The 13,910-nt window shown below is 26.8% G+C and carries 10 protein-coding genes and 1 pseudogene; 9 read left to right on the forward strand and 2 right to left on the reverse strand.

All coding sequences use genetic code 11. The features are described 5' to 3' along the window. Window positions 1–42 precede the first annotated feature (42 nt). The 9 genes from ACYQ1T_RS06660 to ACYQ1T_RS06700 all read left to right on the forward strand — a co-directional run bounded on the left by ACYQ1T_RS06660 (window position 43) and on the right by ACYQ1T_RS06700 (window position 12,566). On the forward strand, window positions 43–1,974 hold the full coding sequence (locus ACYQ1T_RS06660; RefSeq protein ID WP_459833164.1) for an HsdM family class I SAM-dependent methyltransferase: 1,932 nt from the start codon (window positions 43–45) through the stop codon (window positions 1,972–1,974). Continuing rightward, on the forward strand, window positions 1,961–2,992 hold the full coding sequence (locus ACYQ1T_RS06665; RefSeq protein ID WP_459833167.1) for a restriction endonuclease subunit S: 1,032 nt from the start codon (window positions 1,961–1,963) through the stop codon (window positions 2,990–2,992). Before ACYQ1T_RS06660 ends, ACYQ1T_RS06665 begins: the two co-directional genes overlap by 14 nt. A gap of 333 nt (window positions 2,993–3,325) precedes the next feature. Further along, window positions 3,326–4,600 (forward strand): AAA family ATPase, encoded by a 1,275-nt coding sequence (locus ACYQ1T_RS06670; RefSeq protein ID WP_459833169.1) that lies wholly within the window; start codon window positions 3,326–3,328, stop codon window positions 4,598–4,600. A gap of 5 nt (window positions 4,601–4,605) precedes the next feature. Further along, window positions 4,606–5,145: a retron system putative HNH endonuclease gene (locus ACYQ1T_RS06675; protein WP_459833172.1), complete on the forward strand. Its 540-nt coding sequence runs from the start codon at window positions 4,606–4,608 to the stop codon at window positions 5,143–5,145. 258 nt (window positions 5,146–5,403) lie between these two features. Beyond that, entirely contained in the window at window positions 5,404–5,658 is a 255-nt protein-coding gene (locus tag ACYQ1T_RS06680; protein ID WP_459833174.1) for a hypothetical protein, read from the forward strand. A gap of 334 nt (window positions 5,659–5,992) precedes the next feature. Then, window positions 5,993–9,082, forward strand: coding sequence for an HD domain-containing protein (locus tag ACYQ1T_RS06685; protein ID WP_459833177.1), 3,090 nt, complete (start codon window positions 5,993–5,995; stop codon window positions 9,080–9,082). Between the two features lie 432 nt (window positions 9,083–9,514). Next, window positions 9,515–9,778, forward strand: a complete 264-nt coding sequence (locus ACYQ1T_RS06690; RefSeq protein WP_459833179.1) for a hypothetical protein — start codon at window positions 9,515–9,517, stop codon at window positions 9,776–9,778. Window positions 9,779–10,028: 250 nt separating this feature from the next. Continuing rightward, a complete protein-coding gene (locus tag ACYQ1T_RS06695; protein ID WP_459833181.1) occupies window positions 10,029–11,045 on the forward strand; it encodes a PDDEXK nuclease domain-containing protein in 1,017 nt (338 codons plus the stop codon). Window positions 11,046–11,699: 654 nt separating this feature from the next. Then, on the forward strand, window positions 11,700–12,566 hold the full coding sequence (locus tag ACYQ1T_RS06700) for an AraC family transcriptional regulator (protein ID WP_459833184.1): 867 nt from the start codon (window positions 11,700–11,702) through the stop codon (window positions 12,564–12,566). Between the two features lie 708 nt (window positions 12,567–13,274). Here ACYQ1T_RS06700 and ACYQ1T_RS06705 read toward each other — a convergent pair. Continuing rightward, a pseudogene (locus tag ACYQ1T_RS06705) lies at window positions 13,275–13,439 on the reverse strand (IS256 family transposase); the annotation flags it as partial. Then, on the reverse strand, window positions 13,429–13,602 hold the full coding sequence (locus tag ACYQ1T_RS06710; RefSeq protein ID WP_459836480.1) for a transposase: 174 nt from the start codon (window positions 13,600–13,602) through the stop codon (window positions 13,429–13,431). The gene ACYQ1T_RS06710 and the pseudogene ACYQ1T_RS06705, both read right to left, overlap by 11 nt. Window positions 13,603–13,910: the final 308 nt, after the last annotated feature.

The raw sequence follows: 13,910 nt of genomic DNA on the forward strand, positions 1-13,910 counted from the left end.
AAAACAAGTTTTTATAAGAAAGATATGGGAGGAGAACTGGGGATGGCAAAAAAAGAAGTTAAAACGGATTTATGGGTATATAACATTTTAAAAGAAGCAGATATTGAATTAGAACCACAGGGAAGTTCAATAGTTGAAGTTAATAATGCATTAAAAAGTGCTTCTAAGAGTGGTACTGGAAAAGTTGGTTTTCCAGAATATGTAGGTGTAGTGAAAGACTTTTTAATTGTTATAGAAGATAAAGCAGACTTATCGAAGCATATAAAATTAGATGATAAAGGGCTTATTAGCTGTGAACAAAGTGATATTAAGAATTATGCTGTTAACGGGGCAGTATTTTATGGTAGGCATTTAGTTAAGAATACTTCATACAAGAAGATAATTGCTTTTGGTATTTCTGGAAATGAAAAAAAGCATAAGATTAGTCCAGTTTATATTGATGAAACTGAATATTATAGAGAGTTACCAGAGGTAGAATCATTTATATCATTTAATGAAAGCAATATTGAAGAATATTATATAAGAGAGATTTTGAAAGAAGCAACAGATAAAGAAAAAGAAACATCAGAAATTTTGAAAGATGCATCAACATTACATGAAGATTTAAGAAATTATGGGAATCTTAAAGATATTGATAAACCATTAATTGTATCAGGAATTTTACTTGCATTAAGAGAATCAGAATTTAAAAATTTCTCGATAGATGATTTGACAGGCGATAGTATTAAATCTGATGGGCAAAAAATATATGACGCTATTTCATCTAATTTAATAAGGTGTAATGTTTCACCAGATGTTAAAAAAGATAAAATACTGAGCCAGTTTTCGATAATTAAAGATACAAAGGTATTAAATGAAATTAATGAAAAATTAAATAAAACTCCATTGAAGCATTATACAGAATTTTTATATGATAAAATTTATAAAAGTATAAAATATACAAAATCCTCTGAAGACTATTTAGGTAGATTTTATGGGGAATTTATGTCTTATTCTGGAGGTGATGGACAAACATTAGGTATTGTTCTTACACCAAAACATATTACAGATTTATTTTGCGACTTAGTAGATATAAAGCCTAATGATGTTGTTTTAGACCCTTGTTGTGGAACAGGTGGGTTCCTTGTCGCATCTATGCACCATATGTTAGAGCAAACAGAAGATGAGGTAGAAAGAAGAAATATAAAGCAAAAGCAACTTCATGGATTTGAATTACAACCATATATGTTTACTATAGCAACCACTAATATGATACTAAGAGGTGATGGTAAAAGTAATTTAATAAATGAGGATTTCTTAAAGCAAAATACAAATAAATTACAGTTAAAACAGCCAACAGTAGGTATGATGAATCCTCCTTATTCACAAGGGTCAAAAGAAAATAGTGATTTGTATGAAATAGCATTTACTGAACATTTACTTGATTCATTAACGGTAGGGGCAAGAGGAATTGTTATTGTTCCACAATCATCAATGACAGGAAAAACTAAAGAGGAACAAAGTATAAAGGAAAATATTTTAAAGAAGCATACACTTGAGGGTGTTATAACTTTAAATAAGGATACTTTCTATGGTGTTGGAACAATGCCATGTATAGCTATATTTACAGCAGGAGAATTACATCCGAAAAAGAAAGAATGTAAGTTTATAGATTTTAAAGATGATGGATTTAAAGTAAGTGCTCATATTGGGTTAATAGAAACAGAACAAGCAAAAGATAAAAAACAGCATTTATTAGATGTTTGGTTTGACAGAATAGAGGCAGAAACTAAGTTTTGTGTTAAAACAACAATAGAGGACACAGATGAATGGCTTCATAGTTTTTATTATTTCAATGATGAAATTCCAACAGATGAAGACTTTGACAAAACTATTGGTGATTATTTATCGTTTGAATTTTCTATGATTATGCAAGGTAGAAGTGATTTATTTGACTATCCAATTACTAAGGAGGATGAAGATGAATCTAAATGATAAAGAATGGAAGCAATTTTGCATAGCTGATTTATTTAATGTTGAAATAGGTAAAAATGTAGATGGGAATAAAGTAGATAAATCTTCTGGTAAGAGAGCTTATATTACAAGAAAAGAATCAAATAATGGATTAGATGGCTTTATAGATAATGACAAGGCAAAACTAAATATTAAGTTCCCTGTAATTACTATTGGAAATGAAACAGCAAAGCCATTTGTTCAGGTATTTCCATTTTATACTGGGACAAAAGTTAATATTTTAGAACCTATTGAATCAGTATCTGCTTCAGCATTACAATTTATTGCAATTTCGTTGCAACAACATAAGAACAAATATAATTATTCATATACTATAAACTCTACCCGTTTAAAAAAGCAAATAATATTATTACCAATAACAAAGGATGGTAAACCAGATTACCTATATATGGAGGAAGTAGTTAATAGTTATATGGACAGGGGAAGGAATAATTATAAAGGGTATGCTAAGAAGATGATTAGTAAGTTAAGTGTTAGTGAAATTCCAAAGTTACATGATAAGGAATGGAAAGAATTTAATTTAACTAAACTTTTCACATCAATTCAACGAGGTAAGAGATTAACTAAAGCAAATCATATAGTTGGTCGAATACCATATGTTTCATCAAGTGCGATGAATAACGGGGTAGATAATTATATTTCAAATACTAAAAAAGTAAGAAAGTTTTCAAACTGTTTAAGTATTGCTAATAGTGGTAGTGTTGGTTCAAGTTTTTATCATCCATATGAATTTATTGCAAGTGACCATATTACACATTTAAAAAATGAAAATATGAATATGTTTGTCTATATTTTTTTAGCTACAATGACAAATCGATTTAAAGAAAAATATAATTTTAATCGTGAGATTAATGATAAAAGGATTTGTAGAGAAAAAATTATGTTACCTATAAATAGTGAAGGTGAGCCAGATTATATTTATATGGAGCAATATATCAAAAATATTATGATAAGTAAATATAAACAATATAGTAAATAAGAGACCAAATAAGGTCTCTTTTCTAAACTATTAAATAAACATTAAACATCTATATATATTTTTTTGCGAGTAGAATGTTGACGGTGAACCGTATCATAAATAACGGAGGTTTATAGTATTAACCATTGAAATTACTTGGTTAATACTATTTTTATGAATATAGATACTGTATTATAAATAATATAAATAATAAATTTATTTATGATATTAAACTTTATAATCTATTATAGTATAATTAATAATAATTGATTATTATTAAGGAAAAATGTAAAGAATTAAATTAAGAATTATTAATATAATATAATTTGAATTATAAGAAAGTTGGTGAATATTGTGTATCTAAAAAATATAAGAATATCAAACTTTAAAGCAATCGATAATATGGAAATAGAATTTAGAAAAGGATTTAATATAATAATAGGAAATAATGGAGTTGGTAAAACCTCTATTTTAGAGGCGATATCTGTAGCATTAGGAGGATTCTTAGGTGGAATTGATGGAGTAAATACAAAGAATTTTACAACTGATGAAATTCGTTATGTAAGTGAAGTATTAGGTCAAGGTTCTTATAATATAAAATATATTACACCGATACAAGTTGACTGTAATGTTGAATTAGATGGCGACAATTATATATGGACAAGAAAAAAGAATAGTATAAAATCATCAAGAAGTACTGTTGAACCAAGGATAATATGTAGAAAGGCATCAAGTTTATCTAATAATAATAACTCTATTTTACCAATATTAAATTATCAAAGTGTTTCTAGAATGTGGGCGCAAAAACGTGAGAAGGCAGAAAATATTTTTAAAAGTGATAATTTTTCAAGAAATATGGGGTATGTAGATTGCTTATCTCAAGAATCAAATAATAAATTACTGTTAAATTGGTGTAGAAAAATGGAACAAGTATCATGGCAAGAAGAACAAAAAATAGCTGAATATGAAGCTGTGAAAACTACATTAGCCAAATTTATGAGTATAATGAATGATTCAAATATAAATAAGGTTTTATATGATAAAAAGCGAGAAGAGTTAATGTATAGAGATGGTGAATCGATTTTACCTATCAGACTTTTAAGTGCAGGATATCAGTCATTGATATGGATGGTACTTGAAATTGCGTATCGAATGGCGGTGTTGAACCCTAATTTATTAGAGCATATTACAGAAAAAACGCCTGGAATTGTATTAATTGATGAATTAGATTTACATTTACACCCTAAATGGCAATGGAAGATAATTGAGGCACTAGAAAAGACTTTTCCTAATGTTCAATTTATAGCAACAACACATTCATCTGTTATACTAGCATCTTGTAAAGATAATAATATTTTAGCTATTAATCCTGATATGAGTATAGACTATAGAAAATCATCTTATGGATTACAAGTTAATGATATTTTGAGTATTTATCAAGAGAGTAATAATATTGCACTAAGTATAAAAAATAAATTAGATGAATTTAATAAATTTATTTTTATTAAAAGATATGAGAATGCTAGAAAAATATTGGATATATTAATTAAAGAATTAGGTGAAGATAATCCAGAAGTTATTGCAGCAAAAATGACGTTAGATTTAGAAACAATATCTTTGGAGGATTAGAAAGTATGCTATTAATAAAAAAGGGGAGAGAACCTAATTCATTAACAATTTATAAGAAGCAAATTAATGCATATTATGATGGATGTAATAAAGGTGATATTAGACAAGCTCTATTAAAAGAACAAGGATATTTATGTGCATACTGTATGAAAAGAATTTCAGAAGATAATATGAAAATAGAGCATTATGTAACACAATCTAGTAGTGATGATAAAGAAGCCTTAGAGTACAATAATATGCTTGGAGTATGCTTAGGAAATACCGACATAAAAACAAAATATGAAAACTTAACTTGCGACTCTCACAGGGGAAATGCTCAGTTGACAGTAAATCCATTTTTAAAAGCATCTATAGATTTAATAAAATACTCAGAGAATGGTGAAATTTACTCCGAGAATTCTGATATTAATAAAGATTTAAATGAAACTTTAAATTTAAATTGTGATCAAGCATTATTAAAAGTTAATAGAGCAAGAGTATTAAAAGAGTTAAAAAATATCTTTATGGACAACAAAAGAGTGGAATATGGAAAAAAGAACTATTAAGTAAGATAAAAGAGATGTATGAAGCTTATGATTCAGAGGGTAAACTAAAAGAATATTCCGGAATAATATTATATTATTTAAGTAAAAGAATTAATAAATAACAATATTTATATAAGTAATTAGTAAGAAGTATCTATGGAAGGTGCTTCTTTTTTTATTCAATATTTTAGATTTGGTAGAATGAAATTGAATTTAGTCATTTGACAAATAAGTGTAAAATTGAATGTGATATTATGAAGTTAAACGGAGTGATAATATATGAGAAATCAAATTACAACTAAAATATCAGAAGAAGTTATAAAAAATATAGATTTAATAAGTAAAAATTATGAAATAACAAGAAGTCAGTATATTGAGATTGCTTCAACTTTATCAATATTGGATACAGCATATCGATTAAGTGATGATGATTTAAACTTAATAATAGCATCACTAATAACTAAATCATCATGTAGCATATGTAGAAAAGTTAATAGTAGAACCAATTGGAGTATGCAATGCTCCAAGTTGTGAATATATATACTTAGGTAGAAAAAGGCATTTCAATAGAAGTGATTAAGAATCAAGTAGATTTGATGAGATATGCTCAAAATTAGGAGTAGCATCTTGTGATGTTATAAAAATACATTATAGAGATCTTTATAAATTAATCGATATTCTAAAAAAATATAATAAACCTCACTTAGTACTGATACGGAGAACCGTACCATAAATAAATGAGGTTTTTAGCCTTAGGCATTGATATAACTTGTCTAAGGCTATTTTTCTATATTAAAATACCGTATCATAAGTAAAATAAATTTGATATAATGGTATAAAAAGTAAATATGAATAAAAGAGGTATTTTATGAATATAATTAATAATTTAGATAGTATAAAGGATACAACATTATGGAAAAAATTAAATTATGGGTTTACAGGAAGTGACGAGGTTGTCGCACGACAATTATCATATAATTTAATAACAATGTGTGATATTGCAGGTAAAAGAATGAAGACATTTCCGTCACTACATCCACAATATACACTTCATGATGATGTGCATTTATTAAGAGTTACAGAAATAATGGCAATGATATTATCAGAAGAAGTATTAAACTTATTAAATCCTATTGAGATATCGTTATTAATTTTATCAGCATTTTATCATGATCAAGGAATGGTAATAGATGGTGAAAAGATTAAGGAATTGCAGAATAGTGATGAATTTAAATTATTTAAAGAAAATTGGATTGTAGATCATCCTAATTTTAGTGATATAGAAAAAAGAATTACTGATGATAATTTTAGTGCTAAAGAAAAAGAAAGATGTATAAAAGCATATTCAGAGTTACAAGATGCATTGTTAACTGATTATATTAGAATTAATCATGGACAAAATTCAAAGAATTATATTTATAATGAATTTAAAGATGATTCTTTATGGATGGTTAATGGTATCAATATTTCTGAATATGTAGGTAAGTTATGTAAATCACATAATGAAGATAGCATAAATATAAATGAACAGAATGGATTTAGAGTAGATGAAAACATAGCTACATATAAAGTAAATATGAAATTTTTAGCTATAATATTAAGGTTGGCAGATATATTAGATTTTGATAGAGATAGAACTCCTGATTCTATATATAAAACTATTAATTTTTCTAATAATGTTAGTTTGATTGAATGGGAGAAACATAGATCAGTACGAGGATGGGAAATTAATAAAGACTTAATAAGATATACAATGAAATGTGAACATCCAATATATCAAAGAGCTGCATTACAGTTTATGGATTGGATAGATGAGGAATTAATAAAATCACATAATATTATCAATGAATTTCCTGCATATGTTGAAAAATATAAATTGAATATACCTACATGTATTGATCGAAGTAGAATTGAAGCAAAAGAAAATTGTTATATTTATCATGATTTAGAATTTACGCTATCAAGAGATGAAATAGTAAAATTATTGATGATGGAAGATTTATATGAATCATCGTCAATATGCATAAGGGAATTACTTCAGAATTCATTAGATGCACTAAGGCACAGAAAGTGTATTTTCAAAAGAGATACAGGGATGGATTGGAACAGTGGAAAAATTCACTTTAAACATGAGATAGACGAATATGGTAGAGAAATTGTTACTTGCATAGATAATGGAATTGGAATGGATGAAAAAATAATTACTAAATTTTTAACAAAAGTTGGAAGAAGTTACTATAAGTCACCAGAGTTTTTAAAAGATAGGGAGGCGTTAGCTTCTTCAGGAATAGATTTTAATCCGTGTTCTCAATTTGGAATTGGATTTATGTCCTGTTTTATGTTAGGTGATACAATTGTTATAAAAACAAGAAGAGATTATGGATATAACAATGGAAAAGGAAAACCTTTGATAGTTGAGATAAATGGACTAAATGGAATTGTAGTTATAAAAAAGGGGGAAGAAAAGCAAGAAATAGGTACAAGTATTAAAATAATAGGAAGATACAAACCACCATATTTAGATAAGTGGGAAGATAAGGTGAAATTAATAGAGGTTTTAAATGGATATGCATTAGCATGTGAGTTTGAAATAGAAGGTGAATGTATAATAGATGAAATAAAAGACAAAATTTTAATACCTAATGAAATAATACCACCTAAAACATTTATAGAAAAAGAAAATTTAAATGAAAATAGTTATAAAACATTTGAACAAAATTTATCAGAGATTAATAAAAATTTAAATGGAGTTATGAGAGTAAGTTTATTAATTGATGATAATGGAAAGTTTACTTTAGAAAATTCTGAGGCAAAATGGGATAATAAGGATCCTGAAGAAAGGAATAAGTTTATAATAAAAAAAGATGTAAACAGGAGAGTTTATGCCCAACATTTAGATAAAACGTGTTGTGATGGAATCCTTGTGTGTGGGACGCCAGGAAATGGTGAAAGGAGATTGTATTTAGGTGAGAGAGCGAATGTTTTAAGTGCAGGTATAGAATCATTTTTAGTTGATATAAGAGAAAATATAAAACCTAAACTTACGCCCTCAAGAATTGCAAAAGAAGATCATTATAATAAGCATCCTTCCTGGAAAAGGATTCAAGAGTTGATTGATATAGCACAAGGAATGGTATGGGAAAAGATTTTACAAGAAGTGGAAACGGAAGAGGGAATAATAACATTTTTAAAGCTTGCTAATATATATAGAGTAGATATAGAAAATATATCACATAAATGTTTATGGACTAAATTGCTTGTTCCTATAAAAAGTAAAGACAGTAATATTGAATGGATTAATATATCTGAAATAGAGAAACTAAAAATGGTAAAAGGAAATACTGAAATAAAATTATATTTAGATAAAGATAGATTTATTTCAACAAATGAAGAGATAAAATCTTACGATGAAAAGAGTTATGGAAGTGTATCTGATGATAAAATAAGAAGAGCAATAATTAATATGTCATCAATAGATATAGAAAAAGGTGAAATATGGTTAAAGTTGGAAAGACCAAATCTATCAGATTTACAATTAAGTAAATATAAAATAGATAGATCAATAACAAGAGTTAAGTTGTTAAAATATAATGATGAAGCTAATAATTATATAGTAATACAGAGTCCAATTTATACAGCTAATAGATATAATAGCTTAGTTAAGTATGTTTTCAATAATAGATTTAATTATACTGAAGATATACTAATGAAATTTGCGATAGGACTAATAATGTTTCTAAATGATAAAGATGGTATTTTAGATATTATTAATGGCAAAGTATCTAGAAGAATGAAGAGATTAGGCTGTTTGTTCAGTTCAATAAGATGGACTGATTATAGTGAGGAATTTAAACCAATATATAGGGTATGGAATGATAAATTTGGAGCTATTGATATAACAGAAGATGATCTTAACAGCTGGAAAGATGCAAATCCATACGATTTAGATGTTTGGTAAAAATAAAATTATAGAATAAAAACCTCACTTACTACCGATACGGAGAGCGATATCATAAGTGATACCTTAAATCTATTTACACCTACGAGCGAAGGTGAGTAGTGTGTTTCCTTTAGTAAGTGGGATTTATAGTCTTAGGCATTGATAGTGCTTGCCAAAGGCTATTTTTATAGGTAAAGTATCATATTGTAGTAAGGTTATATTTACAAAATATGTTACAATAGATGCAGATATATATTTAAAGTAAGAGATAAATAAGAATTTTGAGAGTAGTACAAGCTATGACTTCTAGGTAAGAAGGTATAGGCAAGATTATTTATGCAATAGAAAGAGGTGTATTTTATATTATAAAACCAAAAAGATTAAAAAAGGTGATAAAATTGCGATTGTAAGTCTTTCATGGGATATTCAGATAGCGCAATCAATCATTTTATGATGTATAAGGCAGGTCTTACTTCATTCTATGGGCCATCTATAATGTGCGAGTTTGGTGACTGGATGGAGTATACACTTTATCCAAGTGAAGATAAGCCATCTCCTAATTTTATAAAGTGGATTTTTAGAAATCTTGCTGCACAAGGAATATTGAATGTTATAAAGGGGATTATAGTTGGTAAACCGCAAGGTGAGAAATATTATGAAGAATACAAAATAGCTATTAATCAAGTTATAGTAAATAAAGAAAAACTTCCTTAATTACCTATTCTTTACAATGTAAATTTGGAACCTGATAAACCAATTAGCATAATTCCATCTGGTATTGAAACAGAGTAAATTGTGAGAAAAAAATAATAATTTTTTTAGAAAGACCAACAGTGTAAATTTAAAATTGTCGGCGAGTTGTTTATTAATATTAAAAAAGTAGGTCAATAATATTAAAAGTATTATTGGCTTATATTATAATGAGCCTATTATTACTATGTAACATTGAATGTGAGGTTAATTAATGAGTATACAAAAATCATTTGAATATAAAGAACTAATAGGTGGAATAAAAACACAAATAAAAAGTTCAAGACAAAAAGCGTTGATATCAGTAAACAGAGAACTTTTGATATTATATTGGAACATAGGAAATATAATATTAAAGTTTCAAAACAAAGAAGGTTGGGGAGCAAAGGTAATAGATAATATTGCTGATGAAATAAAAAGAGAATTTCCTGACTTAAAAGGTTTTTCATCTAGAAATTTAAAGTATATGAGAAAATTTGCATTAGAATATCAAGAAATTGAATTTGTGCAAGAGGTACTTGCACAAATTACTTGGTATCAAAATATAACTCTTTTAGAAAAGGTAAAAGATGAAAAAAAGAGAGTTTGGTATATTAATAAAACTGTTGAAAATGGTTGGAGTAGAAATACTTTAGTCCATCAAATAGAAAGTAATTTATTTGAGAGGCAAAACAATGAAATAAAGACAAGTAATTTTATGGAGAAGTTAGATGCACCTAATAATACACTTGCAGTAGAAGTGTTGAAAGATCCATATATATTCGATTTTATTTCAATGACAGAAGACATGAATGAACGTGATATAGAAAAACAATTAGTAAAAAAAGTTACAAAATTATTGTTAGAATTAGGTTCAGGATTTGCCTTTATAGGAAATCAATATAAATTAAATGTTGGTGGAGATGATTATTATTTAGATTTATTATTTTACAATTTAAAATTAAGATGTTATGTAGTAATAGAATTAAAAACTGGGAAGTTTAAGCCTGAGTATGCAGGGAAACTTAATTTTTATCTTTCAGCTGTAGATGATACTTTAAAAACAGAAATAGATAATCCATCTATAGGAATAATATTGTGTAAAGAGAAGAATAAATTAGTTGCTGAATATTCTCTTAAAGATATGACAAAACCAATTGGAGTAAGTGAATATAAGTTACTTGAAGAAATTCCAGAAGACTTAAAAGGAACATTACCAAGTATAGAGGAAATAGAAGAAACATTAGATTAAAATAGAGAAAGAGATTATCTGTTTATTACTACAACAGTATTGAGGAGTTTATTGATAAGTCACTTCTTAAATAGTAAATTATAAGGCTATTATCAAGTTGATTTTTATAACTTGATAATAGCTATTTTTTTGACTCTAACCTTGATATATAGTGAAGCAGGTTTTTAAATAATATTTCTTCCTGCAAGAGTAGTAAGCTTTTTTTAACCATTTAATGCCTATACTAAATAAACTATAAATTCTAACTTTTTTCCGTCAATGAATATTAATAAATCTTTAGTAAATCTAATACAATATTTCCATTGAAGATCCCCATCTATAAATTTAATAAATCAATACTTTTAAAACCTCTATCTGCAAGGATAGTAACATCAAATCCATACGGTGTTAATATTTTATGTAGGAATTTAACTGATATTCTAAAGCTCTGATTTAAATAGTGTAGGTTACTACTACAAGCATATATGAAAAGTGTTTTTTTATTTAAAGTGGTGAGTAAATATATTGAAATTCTTTTGTTGTTTTAGAGATTGAAACTTAATTTATAAGTAATTTTATTCATAAAAACAATACATAGAGGACAAAATTAAGCAAAAATGAATAGGAAATTTAACTTATTATACCTTACAATTTATATAAGGGGGGAGAAGAGAGATGGAATGTATTCAGAGTATAGTCAAAGCAATAGATTATATAGAAAGTAATCTTTTAGAAGATATTAATTATCAAGATGTAGCTAAAGTAGTTTATATGTCAAATTACCATTTTCATAGAGTATTTAGCCTGATTGTAGGAATGACAGCTAATGAGTATATAAAAAATAGAAGGTTATCAATAGCTGGTCAAGAAATTTCTATATCAGATGTTAAAGTCATTAATATTGCAATGAAGTATGGATATGAGTCGCCAGAGAGTTTTTCAAAAGCATTTATGAGATTTCATGGTATTACTCCTAATGCAGCAAGACATTCAGGAATAAAGTTAAGATCTTTCAATCGCCTTATAATAAAAATAAAATTGGAAGGTGGAACTATTATGGATTTTAAAATTGTAGAAAAAAAAGGCTTTAATGTGTTAGCAAAGGTTAAGAAGTTTAGAAATGAGGTTATATCTGAGGAAAACAATACAGAAATACCTAATTTCTGGAGAGAGTGTAGCACGGTGGATATTTTTTCTATATTAAATGATAACACAGAAATACATGATATTTATGGACTTTGTGCTCCAATTTCAAAAGAAAGTACACATTTTAAATATGGAATTGGTATGAAATATGATGGAGTAATTATACCTAAAGAGTTCGAGATTTGGGAAGTAAAACCAACTATATGGGCGGTGTTTAAATGTATAGGAGAAGATGAGAAATGTATTGGACATACATGGAATAAAATATTCAAAGAATTCTTACCGAGTTCAGAATATGAAATGCTAGATGATACGGATTTTGAATTTTACCCAGAAAAAAATGATGGGGAATATTTTTGTGAAATCTGGATACCTGTTAAAAAGAAGAAACAATAAATTATTGTAAGAAATAAATTTCAATTTATATTTTAGCAATGATAAATTAAATTTAGTAATAATTTATTTTAGTCATGTAGTGTATATTAGCCTACATGGCTTTTTTGTTGTATAAAAAAACTAATGAAATGAAAGAGGATATAATAAATAAACTATATTATAACGAGTTATGGAGCCATTACTAAATAAGCAATAGAAAGATATTAAAGGGAATTTTATAGAATAGAGGTAACTAAAATATTACTAGAAACTTAAAAGTGCCTAATTGTTGCTTTTTTATTTTAGAGTTACTATGAATTCACAGGGAAGCAATATAATAATTTTAAATAAAAAATATGAGTAATTGAAATGAAATTGAGTTTAAACCATATATCGAAGATGGGGAAACTATAATAGCAAGTCCACATAAAATATTTGGACCACAAACAAATGACTTAGTATTACAATTAAGAAAACAAAAAATAGATACATTAATACTTGTGGGAATGAACTCAAATATATTGATCGAATTACATATGAGAGATTTAGTGAGACTGTAAAAAACTTTGTGTATCTGAAATTTCTTCTTAGAAATAATTAAAGAAATTTTGATTTATATTGTGTCTTCAAGTCATTGTATATATTCACCAATTAAGGTGAATAATATACGTAGATAGAAGATTTCTTTTAAAAGAACTTTGACATTGGGAAACCTTTGTTGAAGTTTTTTTATGCTCCTTTTGAAAAAGTATCGGAGAATATTATTTTTAATTCATTGATAACTAAATCCCAGTTTGCATAACTTCTAGTCCATTTAGCATGAACTCTTTCGGTAGATAAATATAACATTTTTAATAGGATTTCATAAGTAGGAAATATTAGTTTAGTCTTGGTTTAATGCTATTTCTCCTAATTCTATCTTAATTGTTTTCTTGGAGTATCCGTTTCGACTATTCACTTTTTCACTTACTTCATGCTTTCCGTACACAAGAGTTTCATATAAATCAGCTTTTAAAGCTTCTTGTAATACATCCTTAAATAATTTTTTAATGAAGATAGAACCTCGTTGGGATTAGTAAAATTTTCTTGATTAATATAAGCTCTTAATAATTCTTTTGATAAATCTGACATAACAAAAGACTCCTTCCTGGTAATTAATTATTATCTTAATTATTGCCAAGAAGAAGTCTTCCTTATTCATTTTACACAAAATTATTTACATGCTATATTATAGTGATATTGATATTAGTTTTTTCTTACTCATGATAAAATCATACATGTTTTTAGGTAGATTAACCATCATACTATTTAATATTTTGTTTCTTGTATAAGTATTATCCAAACTGAATCTTTTGAGTTTGATAG

This window comes from Clostridium carnis, assembly GCF_054657435.1.